The organism is Flavobacterium foetidum, from assembly GCF_004634245.1.
Lineage (GTDB): Bacteria > Bacteroidota > Bacteroidia > Flavobacteriales > Flavobacteriaceae > Flavobacterium > Flavobacterium foetidum.
In genome coordinates this window covers 208,527-228,686 of sequence record NZ_SJTF01000009.1, presented here as the reverse complement: position 1 = coordinate 228,686, position 20,160 = coordinate 208,527, and the positions used below count along the sequence as shown (strand labels likewise).

The following is a 20,160-nucleotide window of genomic DNA, read 5'->3' as shown; positions in this document are numbered from 1 at the left end:
ACTCGATAGCTCAGTCGGTAGAGCACATCACTTTTAATGATGGGGTCCTGGGTTCGAGCCCCAGTCGGGTCACAAAATTTGTAATTAACAAAATAAGTTTCTTGATAGCATTGACTCGATAGCTCAGTCGGTAGAGCACATCACTTTTAATGATGGGGTCCTGGGTTCGAGCCCCAGTCGGGTCACAAAAGGTCGAGTAATTTAATTTACTTGACCTTTTTTCTTTTAAGGCCATGTGGAGAAACGGTAGACTCGCCATCTTGAGGGGGTGGTGCTCGCAAGGGCGTGAGGGTTCAAATCCCTCCATGGTCACACAAACTACATTTAGAAAACAACAAACGCCTTGTCAAATCAAGGCGTTTTGTTTTTATGAACTAAAATTAATCCGACAATAGTCCGACATGACGGGTCAGGAGGAAATCCACTGGCTATGTTTTCAATACAGATGTACAAATGGACAGATATTAAAATTTTGTGGAGTGAGAAAAAAAAATTAAAGATCAACAAACACAAATAGCTAGTCAATTAAAAAAGATTACTTAATACGAGAAGTCTTTTCAAAATCGGCAACGAGCTTATCCAAAAACAAAAACAGTTTCTCATTCATTGCTGCAAAATCATAGCTTCTAATTTCATTTGGCTTTTGAACAAACTTGTGTGTGGTATTTTGGATTAAAAAATCCTCGTCTTCTGCAATAAGCAACTCTACAACATTGGGCGTAAGTTCCATATGGCATTGAAATCCGTAAACTAAATTTGAATATGCAATAATCTGTCTCGGGCATCCTTCGCTTTCTGCTAATATTTTAGAATCTGCCGTAAGCCCGGGCATATCATTATGCCAGTGCCCAACCTTTAAAGATGTTCCAAAATGTGCGACAGAATCTTCTAGACCATAATCTGTCAACCGAATTGGCAGGATTCCGATTTCTTTTTCGGGACTATATACGAATTTTGCACCCAATGCTTCACCAATAAGCTGCGCTCCTAAACACACCCCTACGACAGCTTTTCCTTTTCGAATACATTTTTGAATTAACGAAATCTCCGCTTTTGCATTAAAGTGCGAACATTCCTCCTGCGTAGTATTAGGACTTTGGGGGCCACCCATTACAATGAGCATATCTATATTTTCTAGTGCATGCGGAAGCATATCGTTTTCAAACATTTTTGAAAACGATATAAAGTGTTCACGCTTTTCAGCCCAGTTCAAGTAAGCACCAGGCGCTTCAAATAATTCGTGTTGTATAAAATGGACGTTCATCAATATTATTTTTTTATATGAATAACTCGTTGGGTTAAATTATTTTCAACACATAGAAACATAGTTTAACTAAACTTAAAAAAGGCGTTTCACTAGTCTAAATGCACATAGTTTAGCTATGTGTGGAAACTTGTTTCTTCCATTTTCTTTTTTTCGGCACAAAAAACTATGCTTCTATGTGTTAAAATGCTTTTATTTTTTTAATTACACCCAACGGGTTATATGAATAATAATTCCAGTATAAAACTACTTCACTTCTTAACTTTTGGGGTGACACAGTTTAGAAATAAAACAGCTAGTCCAGCTTCAAATACAATCAGCCTCATTTTTATAACAAAAATCCATTCAGAAATATTGAACAGTTTTTTGCCTTTAAACAAAAGTTAAAAATCTACCTTAAATCTATCAAAAAGCCTCTTACAGCCTTTCTGGTTAAAAATTAACGTTGTTTGTCGATAAAAAACACCCGTTTGACGGGATTCCGTAAAAAGTAGTGATAATTAATACATATATTCGCAAAAATTTTTTTTGATGAAAGTAATATTACGCTTATTAATATTTTCGTGCTTTTTTAATTCCATATACGCCCAAAACGAAACCAACATCACTTACGGATTAAAATTAGGCGGACTGTATTCTAAAATCAGTAATCTGCCAGAAAGCATCAAAGGACGAGACAACACTTTTGACAACAGCACTATGGAAAATCAAGGTGTTTATGGGCTAGAAGGAGGTTTCTTTCTTAATTTAAAACTTTACGATACCCGCGTTGCCATTCAGCCCGAGATCCTGTTTAGACAATCTGGCGAAAAAGTCACCTATCAGGATGCTCTAGGAAAAAAGTTTGATTTGGGGCTTCACTACTCCTATCTGCAAATCGGCGCATTGTACAAAGTGTATCCGTACGAAGGCCTCAATTTGGGTGCTGGAGCATTTTACGGCATTAACTTATCTCCCAATAATGTTACTTATACTTCTAACGAAGCCAATGGAATGTACGATGTAGCGACAAGACAGTTTTACATAGACGGTCTCGAAGGTGCAGGCGATTTTGCATTGTGCTTTGCATTAGGATATGAACTCCATAAAAGCATTCATTTTGACATGCGCTATTATCTCGGAGTAAAAGATATGGTCAAAAGTCATGCTTCCTCTTTTCAGTTCATCGAAAATCAAAACAAAAGCAGTGTTTTTTGCTTTTCGGTAGGCTATAGTTTTCATCAATGGTAATTTATAAAAAATGAAAAAAATCATTCTGCTTCTTTTATTGGTAAGCAACAAATCTGTTTTCGCACAAAGTGACAGAGAAATAACATATGGCCTTTTTGGTGGCGGTATCTACTCCAAAATGTCGAATCTTCCGGATGTGATAGTGCCAAAAGGTATCTACGAAGGATATACTTTAAAAGAAGAAGGTAAGTTTGGCGGTACGGGCGGACTTTTCATTAACTGGAAATATCCGTATGCCAAAGTAAGCATCCAGACGGAAATCTCCTATTCGGGACAATCAACCGATTTGAATTATGAAGACGTAAAAGGTCTTAAATACAAAATGACTTTTGGATACAGCTATATCAACGTTGGAGCTCAGTTCAAATATTATCCTGTAGAAGGATTTTATGTTGGCTTTGGTCCTTATGTTGGGTTTAATATTGCGAGCGACAATATCAAATATACTTCTAATGCACAGCAAATATTTGCAGATTCGGGAGTTTATTTTGAACCCGATGCCAACGTACAGAAAGTTTTAAAAGAATCTCTTACTGGAAAAAATTACTTCTACGGAATGCTTTCTGCAGGCTATGAGTTCAGCTCAAATCTATCTATTGGAGCTCGATACACCATAGGCATTACAGACGCATTGGCTACAGAAGAAAACGGACATCGCTATAGCGAAAACAAAAATAAGATCAACAGTATTTCTCTAATCATCGGGTATTCTTTTGACTTTGATGATTTAGCTAATTTCTAGCAATTAAAAACTCTGTATTATGTATAAAAAGTTTTTTTCAGCTTTAGTTTTTATATCGTCGCTGACCGGAAATATAGCGTCTTCGCAACAAAAACCATTACCGGGAGCCGTTTCAGACCCTTATTTCTGGATCAAACCAAAAAATATTGGTGAAAATTATTATTGGGAAAACTTAACAGATAAACAGGGAAAAATAACTGCCGCAAAACAAAATGGAAAGGCTTTCAATTTTAACCCGAGCATTGTTTTTGACACCACGCAGGATTCTTTGATTCTGCCTCTAGGCACCGACAGCAAAAGACGTCAGACGTTGTTTATGGTTTATAAAGTAAAAGACAGTTTAAAGGAGCAGTTTTTATGGACCATAAACGATCCTGAAAAAACGCTTTCTACCGCAACCAACAAACGCTTGGTCGATTTAAAAAAGTATTCTTACCAATCGTACCAAGAAAAAATAAAACCGCACAAGGCGAACATTCATTTTTTTCAGCAAAATATTACCGATAGTGTCGCCAAAGCGTCTTCTTTGACTATTGGCCAAAAATCAAAGGCTGAAAAATTACCTCCCGTGGCCTTTGCTGGAAACATCAGCGAAATTTTGGTCTACAATCGCGTTTTATCTGGTGCCGAAACCCAAAGAGCAGCAAGTTATCTGGCCATGAAATACGGAATTTCTCTTTCTCAATTTGATAATAAAAACTACGTCAACAGCCAAGGACAGACTATCTGGGATGCCGAAAAACATAAAGGCTTTACTTCATCGATTACTGCGGTAGGCCGCGATGATGCCAGCGGATTGCTGCAAGCCAAAAGCAGCAATATGATTGATGAAGGCTTGCTGACTATAGAACTTAAAAGCAAATCAGAAAAAATTCCAAACAATTATTTTGCGTTTTGGAGCGATAACGGAAAAGAACTCCTCGTCAAAAAACAAGAACAAGGAGAACCGGTTGGAGTTTCGAGAGAATGGCAGCTAGACTTTGCAAATCCTTCGGACCTAAGCCTTAATTGGACTTTCAATCCTAAATTTATCAAAGGAACATTACCAAAAGACACTTTTTATTGGCTGTTGGTGGATTATTCTGGAAAAGGAACTTATGATGAAAACGATTCCGAATACATTCGTTTAGGAAGCACTTCTAGCACCGAAAAACTGGTTTTAAACGATTTTGATTGGAATAAACAAAAACAAGGAACGGCTAGATTTACGCTAAAGATCGCTCCGCAAATGTTTAGCCGTGTTTGGATTACCGAAGCAGTTTGCGGTGTAGCCGGATCCGGAGAGCTTAATTATACTATTGAGGGAGGTGAAGCTCCTTTTACTGTTACCGTAAAAAAAGAAGGCAGCGAAGCCATCGTAAAAAAATGGAATCAGGCTGCCAAAAGCAAATCTGGACTGCAGCTTTCGTCTGGAACCTATGACTATATTGTAAAAGACGCTAAAGGAAATCTCTACAGCGAAACTGTATTTGTAGCAGACAAAGAAGGCACTTTTCCGAATCTTAAATCAGAATATTTGCTGACGGACGGAAATGCATTGCTTTTAGATGCCAGCAAAGATCTTCCGAACGGAAATTATCAGTACGAATGGTTTTACGAGGGAAATTTTATAGATGATAATGCAAAAATTCTAATTGACCAACCAGGTGTTTACGAACTCCGACTGACAAACAACCAAGAATGCAAAACGTCTAAAAAAATTGCTGTAGCAACAGACGGGAAAGAAATTACAGATTCAAGTATTTTAATGCTGTATCCAAACCCTGCTCCCGACGGAAAATTTACTATTGCAATGCAGTTTCCTAAAAAAACAAATGCCTCAGTACGTATTTATTCGCCAACAGGCTCATTAGTAAAACAAAAACAGTTCACGCAAATCGAAACCTATCTGTACGAGGACAACATTCAGGGACCAAACGGAATGTATTTACTAAAGGTAGACTCAGATTTTGGAACCAAGACTTTTAAAGTTATTGTAAAATAATTCGGCTCAGGATTCCCGCTTCCGAATTACATAATATAAACCGATCGCCCCTAACCGATTATCTTTTCTATGAAAAATAAAACAATATTACTGCTCTTTCTAATTGGCACATTTTTGTTTGCAGCAAATTTTGGAGATTATAAAATCACATCTTTATTTTCTGAAAGTACTTTTACAGAGAACATAACAATTGTACAATCTGATACTGCCATTGTTTTTAAAAACGAAAGCAAAAGCACAAAATTATTTTCAGCAGATATTCAGGAAGGGATTATCGGGACTGTAAATTCTGAAGATATTGATGATGCCTATGACAACGTTTTTCATCTAAAAATTGATGAACTTCCGTCTTTTTCAGAGAATGCTTATTTGGAATATGATTTATACGGCTATGATCGAGCAGCGTCAATTTCAAGAAGTTTAAACAATCAGGCGAGTATTGGTGGACAATTTTTATCGCATAATAAATCTTGGACAAAACAATCGGAGCTTTTATCTGAAAAGTCGCTCCGCAAAGGCGATAATGTACTTTTGTTTACAGCTCCTGAAGGAATTTCGAACAGCTATAAAATTAAAAATGTCCGAATTGTTTATAAAACAGCTTCGGCTGATAAAGGCTTCACGCTCTTAAAAGCAGATGACAAATTATACATCAAAGGAACCAATTTTCCTTCGCAAATCAAAAAAATGAGCATTGCCGGAATTGCGGTCGATGTAAACCAGCCTGAATTTGAACTAATCCTGAATGCTCAAAATACAGGAAAAACGATTTTGATCAGCAAGGAAACCACTACAGGCATATTGGTAAATGACAAAATAGAACTCAATCAATTTACCAAAGTCGAAGATTACCGAGCACTCGAAAATGCAAAAGAACGCGTTTTTAAAACTATTGATGTTAAGACAGAAAACACCTTGTCGCACAAAGAATTTGATGCGGTTTTTCCTGCCGGAGCTTTAAAAAATAATATTTCTGTTTCGGTAAGCGGTCTTAGAAAAATTGATATTGCGCCTCTTAATTCGGCTATGGTCAATGTTACCGCTACCAATGCCGGTTTCAGATTATTACCTCACGGAACTGTTTTTGAAAAAGCCGTTACACTTTCACTTCCTTACGACAAAAAAGCTATTCCAGAAGGTTATACCGAGAAGGATATCAATGTTTTTTACTTTGATGAAAACAAGCGTCTTTGGCAAGAAGTGACCAAAGATTCGCTGCATATTAAGGAAGGAATCATAAAAGCCAAAACAACCCATTTTACCGACTTTATTGCCGGAATTATAAAAATGCCTGAATCACCAGAAACTTCAGGTTATACTCCAACAAGCATTAAAGATTTAAAAGCAGCGAGTCCGTTAGTTGGAATTCAGTCAATCGCACCACCTTCTGCCAACGGACGAGGAACGGCAAGTACTGGTTTTTCTATCGTAATCCCGAACGGAAGAGGTGGCATGCAACCATCATTCAATTTACAATACGACAGTGATGGCGGACATAGCTGGGCGGGAACTGGCTGGGATATTTCGGCTCCATCTGTAAATATCGAAACCCGCTGGGGAGCACCTCGATATGATGCTTCAAAAGAAACCGAGAGTTATAATCTTGCTGGCGAAGCCTTGATCCCGAATTCGCATCGAGCAGAATGGATTGGCAGAACTTCTGATAAACAGTTTTATCCAAGACGTGAAGGAGCTTTTCAGCAAATCATCCGTAAAGGTTCTTCTCCTAAAAATTATTATTGGGTAGTAAAAGACAAAAGTGGCGTAACCAATTATTATGGAGGAAATGAGTCTGGCCTTAATACAAGTGCAGTGCTACAGGACGGTTCAGGAAATGTCGGGCATTGGGCGCTTTGTCTGCAAAAAGATTTAAAAGGAAACACCATTAGTTACGAATATGATAAACGCAACGGCGAACTTTATCTTAAAAAAGTCTATTACACCGGTTTCGGATCTGAAAAAGGAAATTACACGGTAACCTTCGTTAAAAATTCAGATTTAGGAGAAACTGACCGTCCTGATGTTCAGGTTTCTGCGAGATTAGGTTTTAAACAACTGAACAACCAACTGTTGCGAAAAATCGAAGTGCGCTACAAAAACAGCATGGTACGCAGTTACGAACTCAAATACAAAGAAGGTGCTTTCAAAAAGACTTTATTAGAATCGATTTCAGAATACGACTCAGAATCTAAATTATTCTATACCAACACGATGGATTATTTTGATGATGTTCGTGATTCGTCTGGAAAATACAATCCGTTTGGCAGTGTTCAAAGCTGGGATGTTCCAAATGATAATCTTTCAAACTCTTCTATTCCGGCTTTCAGTGATTTATTATTCTCTGGAAAACATTCGTTGGTAAGCAGTACCGAAGGTTCCACGGAAGGTGTGAGCTACAGACTCGGAATAGGTTTGGCAACCAATGCAGGGAGTTTAAAAGGTTTCACCGTTGGAGGTCACGGAGGAAACAGCTGGGGAAAATCTGACACTGCTGCTATCTTAGAAGATTTAGATGGCGACGGTTTACCTGACAAAGTTTTTAAAACCAAAAATGGTGTTTATTATAGAAAAAACCTTTCGGGAACAGGAGAAAATGGTTTTGGCGAAATTCAGGCAATCAACATCAGCGATGTGGGATTTTCAAAATCGACTTCATTTAACTGGGGTGTCGATTTAAATTTAAAATACGGAAATATTGGTTATGATGAACAACGCTCAACCAGTAAAACAAAAGCCTATTTTATGGACTTTAACGGAGACGGATTAATCGATTTTGTTCGTAACGGCCAAGTTTATTACAACCGATTGGAGAACGGAGTTCCAACTTTTAAAAACAGCAGTTCAGGAACGCCCTCTCCTATTTTTGGAGGAGGAGATCTTACGATTCCGGGATATACCACTATTTCTGCCCAAGAAATTGAAAAACAAAATCCGCTTCACGATGTAGTTCGTATGTGGGAAGCGCCTGTAAAAGGAACCATCAGCGTATCGCATGCATATCAGCTTGTTGAAGAAACTACACCAGAGAGAATAAAAGCCCGCGCCGAATATGTAAACAATGCTGGAGATGACAAAGCCGATGGTGTGCATTTGTATTTTCAAAAAGGAAACCAATTAATTTGGAATGAAGCCATTGGAGCGCAAGATTATGCCGTTAAAACCAAACAAAACGCAGTCCTTTCGGTTGAAAAAGGCGAACGTCTTTATTTCAGAGTCAGCTCAGTAAAAGACGGGAATTTTGATGCTGTAAATTGGGAGCCTGTTATAACTTATTCGCAGTTTAAACATTTTGACAGAGACCTCAACGGAACCATTACAGAAAGTGATGTCAATGCCGCAAACTTAAAAGATGCCAATTTATATTCGCTCTCAGAGTATAAGCCAAGCAGCGATTTTTTCAGCAGTTCGTTGGCCGGAAAAGCGATTCCGACTGCAGGAAATGTTTTATTGAAAGGAATTTTGAATAAACCCGTTACGTCAGATCATATCAGATTGGTAGTGACCAAAACGTATTTGGAACAGAACGATCCGCCTGTTGTTGTTTATGAAAAGACATTTTTAGCAAATGAAGTTGCTTCGTTTAATCTGACGTCAATCACTTTGCCTTCGTTTGAAGCAGAAACGCAAATCAGCTTGGCATTAGAAACCCAGACCAATATAAACTGGCAGACCGTTTCTTTTTCTCCAAGCGTAGTTGTACCGGCTTATCCGGGCAGCGTTGCAGAAGAAACACCTATAGAAGTTTCGCATTTATTATACAACAAACGCGAAGGAAATTGTAACACTGCAGGAATCACCTCAACAACTGGAGGCAAGGTTAAGTTAAGTATATTGCCTCAAGATTTAATACTTGCAACTCCTTTTCAATATCCAGGAAACATCAACAATTACAACGGAGAAGTAATTATTTCGGCCAAACAAAACAATCTTTTATTAGCTCGTCAGCGTTTTCAAATTACTGCCGGAACCCTTGTTCCTGTAACGAATGCTTTTGACAATTTGGTGGTTTATCCAGATGCTGTTTCGGGAGTTCCAATTCAGCTAGAAATGACGGTTTCTAATCAGCAGTCGATTACTATCATTAAAAATTATCCAAAAACCAATGCTTTAAAAATTCAGGTTCAGGTAACCGACTTGAAAGATTTGGCCGATTTGACTGATGATGTAATTTGGAACGGAAACACAGATGATTTTTCGATTTACAGCCTTTTAACAACAGACGAACGAACTTTAGGATTGTCCCAAAGAAACTGGGGAGGTTTTATCATTAACGGAACATTGGCTTCTAACACCATAGACGAAACACAGTTAAAACAATCTGACGCTTATAATACAGAACCCGATTTAGACAATACAGATCCTGAAAATTATGACGGAAAAGGGTATGAAGTGGCCAACAACTATTTTGTTTCGCTAAATCCGTCTTACACTAAAGCAAAATGGCAGGGTCTAGAAGAAGGAATTTACATAAAAGGCGAGATAATCGGAACTTCAAGATTAGGAGAAGATGACATAGCCGATTATACCGATTTTTCGCTTCCGAATTTACAAGGAGGCAGCACTTCTGCATTGGATATGATCAGCGAAAGCAAAAGCAAAAGTATTTCGGCTGGAGCTTCTGCCGGATTTGCAAATGTAGGTTACAGCAAATCTATAGATGGGGATTCGTATGTTACTCAGACCATGAGTGATTTTAACGGAGACCGTTTTCCAGATTATATTCGAGGCGGAAATGTGCAGCTAACCGCTCCTGTCGGAAAAATATCGGATGAAATCATCGATTTGGGAGACAATTTCAGTCATGCCACAACTACTTCTGAAGGTCCGAATTTCGGAGGAAGTTATAGTCACGGATCTCCGAAAAGCGGTTTAGGAATGACGATTGGAAAAGTCGCCGCACAACGAGAAGCATCAAGATCCTGCGCAGATGAAGAAGCAGAAAAAGCAAAAGACCAAATTTCTGTAAGTGCGTCGCAAGGTAAAGGAACAGACCGTGCCAGAATGATTCACAGCGATATTAATGGCGACGGACTTCCTGATAAAATTACAGATTCTGGAGATGTAATGTTGAACACAGGTTATGGATTTGTGTCTGGTGGCAATTGGAATCTTGGAAGCTTAAACAAAGGTTTTTCTAAAGACTGGAGCGCCGGACTAGGTTTCAGCATCAAACAGGGGTCTATTTCTGGAGGCGCCAATTATGCCCGATCAGAGTCTGATGTCGACGAGTCTTTTATGGACATCAATGGTGACGGTCTAGCAGATAAAATTAGTTACCAAGGTAATACCATGAATGTTGCTTTTAACTTAGGAGACTCTTTCGACAAACCCGTAGCGTATCCTAAATTTTCAGAAATGAACCTAAACAAAGGAGTTAGTTACGGAATGAATGCTAATTTCTCGTTTGACATTACCGTTTGGTTGCTTCGTATAACACCAACTGTTGGCGGCAGCAAAGGCTGGAGCACAAGCCGTTCTGAAGGAACGTATATGGATATTGACGGAGATGGAAATCTAGATTATGTTGTCTCTACAGACGATAACAATTTAACGGTTCAGCTATCTAACATCAAAAGAACCAACAAACTTAAAAGCGTCGCCAACGGTGCTGGAAATAGCTTCACGGTAGATTACGAACTGACTAAACCGAGTTATGAAAATCCGTCTGCCAAATGGGTTTTACAGTCGGTTGACATTTTTGACGGACATACGGGCGACGGAATCGATCATTCGATTGCCAAGTTTAGATATGAAGACGGTTATCAAGACCGTCGTGAAAGAGAGTTTTACGGTTTCGGAAAAGTAATTCAGGAACAGATTGATGCTGCTGATGATTCGGTTTTCATGACTACTGTTCAGGAGTTTTACAATCAGGATTATTTCAGAAAAAACCTTTTAAAACACAGTTACACTTTAGACAAAAACGGAAAAATGCGTCAGGAGGCTGAAAATGAATACAGTTTTGTTGATGTGGCTACGCAAGCCAGCGTTCCGGTTTCTGACTTAAATTTGCCATCTTGTGATGATAAACGAATTTTTGTTGGACTGATTCACACCAATCAAAAAGTATACGAGGGAGGTAGTGAATATTTGGAAACGAACACTTTTAATACGTATGATGCTAAAGGAAATATCATTCAGTATGAAGATTTAGGAAATGGAACTGCCGATGATAAAGTAACGGCTAAAATTACGTATCACGAAAGCACTACTCCTTATTATGGCGGAATTCCGAAACAATTGGAAGTATATACAACTGATGGATTACGTCGTAAAAGAGCGACAACAATCGACACTAAAACTGCTGAAGTAATACAGATTAAAAACTATGCTGCAGCGGATAAAATTGCCATTACCGATATTGAATACGATACGTACGGAAACCTGCAAAAAATTACAGGTCCAACCAATCATAAAGATCAGCGAATGACTTTGGAATATGTATTTGATGGCGAAAACCATCAATACATGACCGAAATAAAAGATGCATTTGACTATCAAAGCAAGATGGAATACGATTATCGTTACGGCGTTCCATTAAAAACGACCGACCGAAACGACCAAAGCATCATTTATACACTTGATGCCAAAGGCCGTCCGGCAACTATAAAAGCGCCATACGAAATCGCTTCGGGAAAACCGTACACAATTGCGTACGAGTATTTTCCAGAAGCAAAAGTACCGTATGCCAAAACCAAAAATTACGATCCTGAAATAGACAAAGATATTGAGACATACACCTACACTGATGGTTTAGGAAGAGCTTTACAAGTTAAAAAAACAGCCAGTTTGTTTACTCAGGCAGGAAGTGCAGATCAGGAAGCGCATATTATCTCTGGAAAAATCATTTATGATGGTTTAGGAAGGCCAATAACCAGCTACTACCCTACCACCACTACTACAATTGATAATAATTTGAGTGCCGCATTGTCAAATGTTACACCAACTGAAACAGAATACGACGAAGTTAACAGAGCTGTAAAAGTGACATTACCCGACGGAAGTACCAATACTACTACTTTTGTTTTGGAAGATTATGATGGAGTAATGGTATTAAAAACTACTCAGACCGATGCATTAAACAAAACAGCTGAAACATTTACAGATGCCACTGGACAGAATTTAGCCAGCATGCAGAATGATTTATTAACCAAGTTTGAGACCAATGCATTAGGCGAAATGATCAAAGTAACCGATGCTATGGATCATGTTACCAAAAGCAGTTATGACTGGTTAGGAAGACGTACAGAATTTACACACCCTGACGCTGGAACAACAACGATGCAATACGATTTGGCAAGTAACTTAACTACTCGTATCACACAGGACATCAAAAACACAGTACCAAACGGCGGTGCGATTGAATATGTGTACAATTTCAACCGTTTAGAAAGCATAAAATATCCTAAAAATCCGCAGAATAATGTGCAATATAACTACGGCAAAGCTGATGGAACTGCATCTCGTCGAGGCAGATTGTGGTTTGTACAGGATGCCAGCGGTGGTCAGGAATTTTTCTATGGGAAACTGGGAGAAATTGAAAAAGAAATCCGTACCCTTCGTATTACGCCTACAGATGTTCAGACCTATATTTCGCAGTACGAATACGACACTTGGAACCGTATTCAGAAAATGACTTATCCAGATGGTGAGGTAGTAGAATATACTTATAACCGCGCTGGAAACCTACAGAGCATGCAGGGTAAAAAAGAAAGTCATACTTACGATTATATCAAACAATTGAGTTATGACGAATTTGAACAGCGCAAGTATTTAAAATACGGAAACAATACCGAAACCAATTATACTTACGATCCTGTCATGCGCAGGTTACAGCAAATGCAGGTAAAAAGCGGCACAAGACAGGTCATGAACAATGCTTACGGTTATGATTTGGTCGGAAATGTACTGAGCATCAAAAACACTGCTCCGATTGTTAATAATACTTTGGGAGGAACATCTTCGCACGAATATCAGTACGATGATTTTTACCGATTAAAATCGGCAAAAGCGACTTATCAGGGCGAATTTACCAAAGCAAGTTACGAACTGAATATGAGCTACAACAAAATGCACAATATTACTAAAAAAGATTTGGTGCATACCGTTAATAATGTTCAGAAAGGGTATGTCTTAGATTATAATTACGATAACGAATTACATCCGAACGCGCCAAATAAAATTGCTGAAGTCGGAAAAGCTATTCCACGTGAGTACGTTTACGACGGTAACGGAAACCCAACGAGTTATACCGAAGACCAAAACTTCAGAAAAATGACTTGGGACGAAGAAAACCGCTTGATGGGAATTAACGATAACGGTAGAATCCACCAATATACATATGATGCAGGAGGCGAACGTGTTATTAAAAGTTCAGGAGATTCGCAGAATGTAGCTATAAACGGTGAAACTGCTGCAACGATTGTACATACCGATGATTATACGGGTTATGTTTCTCCGTATTTTGTAATTAGTAAAGGTAAATTTACCAAACATTATTTTGAAGGTGCCGGACGTATTGTAAGCAAACTGGGGAATGGCGCTTTTGCACAACCATTAGGAATTACAGCAGGTGGTGTAAATTACACCAAACTAACAGCTGAGCAGCAAAAAGCATTAGATACCTATGTGCGAAGTTTAGGCTTACCGCCTGGACCACCGACCCAACAAGGCATTTATGCAACGCCAGAGTTTACAGGAAATCCATACCCAAGCGAAGTAATTAAACCGGTAGACGAAAATCAGGAACCGCCAGAAGGATGGCCGAGAAACCCAATTTTCAATGCGCCGGGAGATGTACCGGGGCCACCAGTACAATTCGGCCCTCCGGTTGAGCCCGAAACCGTAAAATCGGGAGAAGGTTTTACCGGAACAGGTATGCCTGAGAATGATATTTTCTATTTCCATCCTGATCATTTGGGAAGTACTTCGTATATTACCAACAAAAACGGTTCTATTTCACAACATGTGGAGTATATTGCATTTGGTGAGGTTTTGTTTGAGGAGCATTCATCTAGTTTTTCTTCGCCTTATTTATTTAATGGAAAGGAATTGGATAGGGAAACAAATTTGAGTTATTATGGGGCTAGGTATTTGGATATGAAAACTTCGTTGTGGTTGAATGTTGACCCACTAGCGCTTTTTAATCCTGTATTTGAGAATGAATTTTATTTTGAAGGACAGCATAATGGAGGTATTTATTATAGTGGAAATTTAAACCCTTATATTTATTGTTATCAAAATCCTGTAAAATATGTTGATCCAAATGGAAAACAAACTGAGGTTACAAATAATGGAACCATATTCAATGCCGATAAAAATACTGTTGTAGATCCTTTATTACAAAGAGCGGATAGAATAAATGAAGAATCTCATATTCGAACAAATAAATCTATTTATGCCAATGCAGTTAAGCAGAAAGTAGAAAATAATACAACACATATTTATTCACACGGATGGTATACAGATGGAGATTCAAATTCAAAAGGATATTCTTATCTCACCATCTATTTTGAAGCAGAAGGAGTTCATCATGCAGTTTCTAATACTGAACATATGAGAAACTGGCTTAAAACAAATAATATAAGTAGTTCTTTTTTATCGAAGAAAAATCATATTCTAATATTACATGGCTGTAGAGGTGCATATGGTGAGAATTCAGTAGCGAAAACTCTCTCGATAGAGAATAAAAAAACTGGATTAATAACTGTTGGTGCTACAGGAAATGTATTATATAATGAAAAAGGGCAATATATCGGAACCGCAACAAATGGCACAAAAAATAAAGGTTCTTGGAATGTATATAAAAATGGAAAACTCATTAAGTCATTTCCTTGGAATTGGAAACCTAATAGTAATGATGTAAAAAAATATTTAAATGAACAGAATTAAATTTGCAAAAAAAATATTAATCATCTCACTAATCATTATTCTAGTCGGATGTGAAGAAAAAAAGAAAGATACTTTTTATGATAAGGTATTGTATTATCATAGCAATACATATATGATACCAGGACCTCCTGACAATACTCAAAAACATGAAATTTATTTTTTTCACTTTGCTCATAAAACCAATGTAGAAGCTTATTCAAATCTTTCTAAATTTGGTTACGCAGAATGCAAGATTAGTCCTGAGTTCGCATTAAAAATAGATGATTTTTTTACCAGTACAGCTCCGCCCACAAAAATGGTAGATCCGAGATGTTTAAATTGCTACCAAGACATAATGCTTTTTTACAAAAAAGACGAATTAATCGGTATTGCGAAGTTTGATTTTAAATGCAACAAATATTGTTACACAAACTTTCTTCAGAATAAAAAAATATTCCTAAAAAGAGATTGCGGAAAATACAAGTATCTTTTTAAAAAATAAATGTATGTGAAAAACTATCCGATTGTGCAGATATATCTCAAGTACCGATAGCGCGGATTTGCAATCCGTGCTATCGGTATGCTCTTTTTGAAAAAGCAGATCTACATAAAAATGAAAAAGTTCGTAATTTGTTTCTAATAAGTTTTTTAATTATTTTTCTAATATCTTATCTCTCGGGATTGAATGATGATATTTTCAGAGAAAAGTATTATGAAGCAATATGGTAAAAAGATTTAGTAAACTACTTTATATAGTACATTATATGGGTTTTGCCATATTGGTGGTTTATCGTATTGCTTGGCAGTTTCCTTCTAGGTGGAATGATTTTTCTATTTGTATTAATTTTTAGCAGAATATTACTTTACTTAAAAGCTGACTAGAAAAATTAGATCAAAAACCCAATCTCACGGATTTGCAATCCGATTGAGCAGATTTATATCCATTAACGATAGCATGGCCTTGCAATCACAAGTGTTCGAAGCCTTATTTTTATGTTTAACAAAAAATGGTACGTTACCCGCTTTCTATAATTTAAAGTAATAGTAATGGAGGAATGAGTATCAAATATTCAAGACCTAACAACAGATTTGGAGATGTTCCTGAAACAAAAAAGATTTTCCGTACATTAAAAAATTAATTAGTTAAATAATGAATGAAAAAGTAAATAAAACGGTAAAATATAGTTTTTTTTTAGTATTCCTTTTTATTTTTTGTACAAATAAAAAAGACCATGAGTGCAAAGATCAAGGACTGAAAATCGAATATCTATCAGATATGGATAAATTAATTCAAAATGGATATATATGTGATAATCATTTTGATGATTTTGGTATTGATGAATTAAAGAAATGTCAGGTTGTATTTTCTGATTCGAATTATAAAATTTTATATAACGGATTTCGCAGTAGGGTACTTTTTGATAAAAAAGAAAATTTAAAATTGGCTATCAATTCACTACTTCCCAATTTTCAATCTGTGAAAAACCGACCTTTTTCGTTGTATATTCTAAATGACAAACTTATGCCAGTATATGGAATTACCAAATTTGGAGTTGATCGCCCTTCTGTATTTAAAATTGATTATAAAAACAATAAAATTATTCTTAGCGAGGTTGTCGATAAAGAAGGTAAAGATATAGATGTCAATAAATTAACTTATCAGGAGATACTTTTATTAATAACTAAGATAAAAAACAAATTTAGCTATAAACTTTCAGAAGGAACTTTAGATGATTATTTTTATAAAATGCCTTATTGGACAGAAGGTAGAGAGTAAAAGAGGTAGTGTTTTCCCGGTAGTGTTTCAAAGTAAGTGATGTGAGATTTAGACTTCTAACCTATTGAAAAGGAATAAAAATTCTTAAGAATTATTCTAAAGATGAGCAGTAAAAGCTGAAGAAATGCTTGGTAGTTTGAAGATTGAAAATAAGGCTTTAATACCTAAAGTAAATAAAATGCTAAATAAAGTTGAAAATGGTGAATCTCCTACCAGAATTAAAAATTATTTTAAAAAGGTAAAAGAGCAAGGAAACAAAGCATTAAAAGGTACAAATAACCTTTTACGACAAAAGACAAAAGATGCTGTTCAAAAAGGAACCATTTCAAAAAAAAGCAAATCAATATAGAAAAGATAAACAAAAAGAAAATGATAAATAAAATTTTAAAGAGTAAGTGGATTTATTTTTTACTGCTAATAGGTATAGTATTATATCTACGAGACAATCAATTGATATTAAACTCTCCTAAATATATTTTTTGGATATTATTTTCATTATCCTTTATTATATTATCTGTATTAGAGGTTAAGGATAAAATTAAAATAACAAAAGGCATTTGGAACTATTTTTTCGTAATGATAACGGTTTCTTTTTTTTCCATTTATATCGCTTTAATTTTAAAAATTCCAATCAATGAATATATAATATTTAAAAGCCAGAATGAAATTTTTGAAAAAAAATGCAAAATATCAAATTATATTTCTGGTCGATCAGATAGATTGCTTTTTTATTTTGATAATAAAGTTTATAGTGTAGGATTTAAAAATCATAACCATTTGGAGAGAAAAAATATTATTGATAATTATTTATTAAGATTAGAATACAAAAGATCTATTTTTAATATTTATGTAGTACAGGAATATGAGTTGATTAAAAAATAGAATATAGAAAAGACATAAATTATTAATAATACAAAAAAAACTAAATGAAAAATTTAATTCTTTATTTTTCTTCTTTTTTGCACTTCATATTAATTCTCAATCTTTTGAAGGCAAGCTTTAATACGTTGTAAATACTACTACTTTAGGTGATACTTTAATAAATGGGATAAGTAAGCATAATTTAATTGAGAATTTGAAAAAACAAGGTGAGATACCATTGCACAGATTTTCAAACCGTTAGCGCGGATTTACAATCACAAGTGTTCGAAACCTTATTCGTCTTACTTCTCTTTTTTTAGCAAATCCCTTTATGAAGCAAATAGTTTTCATCTACTGGTTTAATTACTGTAGGTGCCACTGGAAATGTACTTTACAACGAAAATGGAGAATAAATGGGTACAGCTACAAATGGAACTAAAAACAAAGGCTCTTGGAATGTATATAAAGGCGGAAAACTCATTAAGTCATTTCCTTGGGATTGGAAACCGAATAGTAAAGAGGTAAAAAAAATAATTAATGAAAAGTAATTTATTATTTAAAAAAGAAATGATTGCTTTACTTATAAGTATTATTTCATTTAGTTGTGTTAAGGATAAAGATAACACCTTATTTTATGACAAAGTAGAATATTATCATAGTGATTATTATAAAATCCCAGGCCCTCCAGATAATACTCCTAGGTTTGAGGTTTACTATTCTGATTTTGTTAACGAGAATAATAAAACTCATTATAAAAATCTACCTCAATTTGGGTTTGTGAAAAATGAAATCAATGATGAATTATCTATCCAGCTTAAAGATTTTTTCACAGGTCACAACCCAGGCGAATATTTCCCTGATTACAAATGTCTGAATTGCTATCAAGACATAATGCTTTTTTACAAAAAAGACGAATTAATTGGTATTGCGAAATTTGATTTTAAATGCAACAAATACTGTTACACGAACTTTCTTCAGAATAAAAAAATATTCCTAAAAAGAGATTGCGGAAAATACAGGTATCTTTTTAAAAACTAAACGCAATCACAATATAGTGGCTGGTAAGTGATGGACTTGGCACCTCACCAGCTGGACCACATGAAATGCTCTTGGGATTAGGACTAGATCATGAAATGATGAGAGAGGAAAAGGTACTTCAATTATAATGGTTGCATGTGGTATTGGTGGATTCTAAATATCATTATGATACAAAAGCAAAAGGAGGAACAGTCAAACCTGTTTACACGAATAGTAGTAAAATGGTAAAGTCAAAGCGACACCAAAAACAGCAATCGATTTGTAAATAAGATTCATTTTTTTGTACCTAAAAAGTTACAAATTATTATTGCAGCCATTTTTTTATTTTAACTTAAAATAATATTTTTTTTACAAAAAAGCAAACTTTTTTTATATAAAAAACGGTTTTTAAACCCGTAAATCGCTAATAATCTATGTTTTTAAGGTTGTTTTAAGGTTGAATTTAACTTTTTATTCTACATTTGTTCATCCAATCCGAAAAAATGATAAACAACATTAAGACCGTCTTCAGCATTAAAGACCTTGAGAACTTATCTGGAATAAAAGCCCACACGATACGCATCTGGGAGAAGAGATATAACATTCTCGAGCCTATGCGTACAGACACCAATATTCGCCTTTATAATCTGCAAAACCTGCAAAAACTTTTAAATATAACCTTACTGCACGAGTACGGTTATAAGATTTCTAAAATCGCAACTTATCCAGAAGAAAAAATTCCGCAATTGGTTCGCGAAATCATTTCTAAGAAAAACTCTCAAAACTACGCCATTACTTCTTTTAAAATGGCAATGATGAATTTTGACCAGGAATTATTCTTCAATACTTTTGACTGGCTTATCTCGGAGAAGACATTCAAAGAAGTTTTCAAAGAACATTTTCTCCCGCTTCTTAAAGAACTCGGACTTTTATGGCAGTCCGAAACCATAACACCTGCAAATGAACATTTTATGAGTTATTTGATCAAGCAGAAAATTTTGATTTATACCGAAAGCCTGCAAATCAAAAAGCCAACCAAAACCGATCGTATTTTTGTATTGTCGCTTCCGCTAAATGAAATTCACCAAATCGGATTATTGTATCTTCAATACGAAATTCTCGATAAAGGCTACAAAACCATATACTTAGGCGAAAGCATGCCTATAGAAAATCTTCAGGATTTGACAAGACATTTTGAAAATATCACATTTGTTTCGTTCATGACTATTCAGCCGGACCGAACTGTTATCAACCAGTACGTAAAATCAATGGGACAGAAATTGCTGCAAAAAAACAACGAAATCTGGCTTATGGGTAAAATGACCGAACATATAGACCCAAAAATTCTATCAGACAGAATTCGTGTTTTTGATTCGATGGAAGAAACTATTAACATGATGTAGTTTTATTTTGTT

The 20,160-nt window shown here is 35.8% G+C and carries 12 protein-coding genes and 3 tRNA genes; 14 read left to right on the top strand and 1 reads right to left on the bottom strand.

Going from position 1 to position 20,160, the window contains the following annotated elements; translation table 11 throughout:
* The 3 genes from E0W73_RS13225 (at position 1) to E0W73_RS13215 (ending at position 312) form a co-directional block, all read left to right on the top strand.
* Positions 1 to 72, top strand: a tRNA-Lys gene (locus tag E0W73_RS13225).
* A 40-nt stretch (positions 73 to 112) separates the two neighbouring features.
* Positions 113 to 185: transfer RNA gene (locus tag E0W73_RS13220), tRNA-Lys, on the top strand.
* A gap of 44 nt (positions 186 to 229) precedes the next feature.
* Positions 230 to 312 (top strand) — tRNA-Leu (locus E0W73_RS13215).
* Positions 313 to 535: 223 nt separating this feature from the next.
* On the opposite strand, the gene E0W73_RS13210 is transcribed toward E0W73_RS13215, so the two are convergent.
* Positions 536 to 1,264 (bottom strand): glutamine amidotransferase-related protein, encoded by a 729-nt coding sequence (locus E0W73_RS13210; protein ID WP_135222543.1) that lies wholly within the window; start codon positions 1,262 to 1,264, stop codon positions 536 to 538.
* Positions 1,265 to 1,795: 531 nt separating this feature from the next.
* Between E0W73_RS13210 and E0W73_RS13205 the strand changes: the two genes are divergently transcribed.
* The 11 genes from E0W73_RS13205 to E0W73_RS13160 all read left to right on the top strand — a co-directional run bounded on the left by E0W73_RS13205 (position 1,796) and on the right by E0W73_RS13160 (position 20,148).
* Positions 1,796 to 2,494: an outer membrane beta-barrel protein gene (locus tag E0W73_RS13205; protein ID WP_135222542.1), complete on the top strand. Its 699-nt coding sequence runs from the start codon at positions 1,796 to 1,798 to the stop codon at positions 2,492 to 2,494.
* A gap of 10 nt (positions 2,495 to 2,504) precedes the next feature.
* A complete protein-coding gene (locus E0W73_RS13200) occupies positions 2,505 to 3,236 on the top strand; it encodes an outer membrane beta-barrel protein (protein WP_135222541.1) in 732 nt (243 codons plus the stop codon).
* Positions 3,237 to 3,255: 19 nt separating this feature from the next.
* On the top strand, positions 3,256 to 5,220 hold the full coding sequence (locus E0W73_RS13195; protein ID WP_135222540.1) for a T9SS type A sorting domain-containing protein: 1,965 nt from the start codon (positions 3,256 to 3,258) through the stop codon (positions 5,218 to 5,220).
* A 69-nt stretch (positions 5,221 to 5,289) separates the two neighbouring features.
* Positions 5,290 to 15,111, top strand: coding sequence for a SpvB/TcaC N-terminal domain-containing protein (locus E0W73_RS13190; protein ID WP_135222539.1), 9,822 nt, complete (start codon positions 5,290 to 5,292; stop codon positions 15,109 to 15,111).
* Positions 15,098 to 15,592: a hypothetical protein gene (locus E0W73_RS13185; RefSeq protein ID WP_135222538.1), complete on the top strand. Its 495-nt coding sequence runs from the start codon at positions 15,098 to 15,100 to the stop codon at positions 15,590 to 15,592. The genes E0W73_RS13190 and E0W73_RS13185 overlap by 14 nt, the downstream gene beginning before the upstream one ends.
* Before the next feature lie 648 nt (positions 15,593 to 16,240).
* A complete protein-coding gene (locus tag E0W73_RS13180) occupies positions 16,241 to 16,867 on the top strand; it encodes a hypothetical protein (RefSeq protein WP_135222537.1) in 627 nt (208 codons plus the stop codon).
* Between the two features lie 124 nt (positions 16,868 to 16,991).
* On the top strand, positions 16,992 to 17,216 hold the full coding sequence (locus E0W73_RS13175) for a hypothetical protein (RefSeq protein ID WP_135222536.1): 225 nt from the start codon (positions 16,992 to 16,994) through the stop codon (positions 17,214 to 17,216).
* Positions 17,217 to 17,236: 20 nt separating this feature from the next.
* The gene (locus E0W73_RS13170; protein WP_135222535.1) at positions 17,237 to 17,749 is read left to right on the top strand and encodes a hypothetical protein; all 513 of its coding nucleotides are present in this window, start codon (positions 17,237 to 17,239) and stop codon (positions 17,747 to 17,749) included.
* Between the two features lie 392 nt (positions 17,750 to 18,141).
* Positions 18,142 to 18,276, top strand: coding sequence for a hypothetical protein (locus E0W73_RS21685; protein WP_262710905.1), 135 nt, complete (start codon positions 18,142 to 18,144; stop codon positions 18,274 to 18,276).
* Positions 18,266 to 18,766 carry a hypothetical protein gene (locus tag E0W73_RS13165; RefSeq protein ID WP_135222534.1) on the top strand — a complete coding sequence of 167 codons (501 nt, stop codon included), beginning with the start codon at positions 18,266 to 18,268 and terminating at the stop codon, positions 18,764 to 18,766. The genes E0W73_RS21685 and E0W73_RS13165 overlap by 11 nt, the downstream gene beginning before the upstream one ends.
* A gap of 482 nt (positions 18,767 to 19,248) precedes the next feature.
* Entirely contained in the window at positions 19,249 to 20,148 is a 900-nt protein-coding gene (locus E0W73_RS13160; RefSeq protein WP_135222533.1) for a MerR family transcriptional regulator, read from the top strand.
* The last annotated feature ends 12 nt before the right edge of the window (positions 20,149 to 20,160 follow it).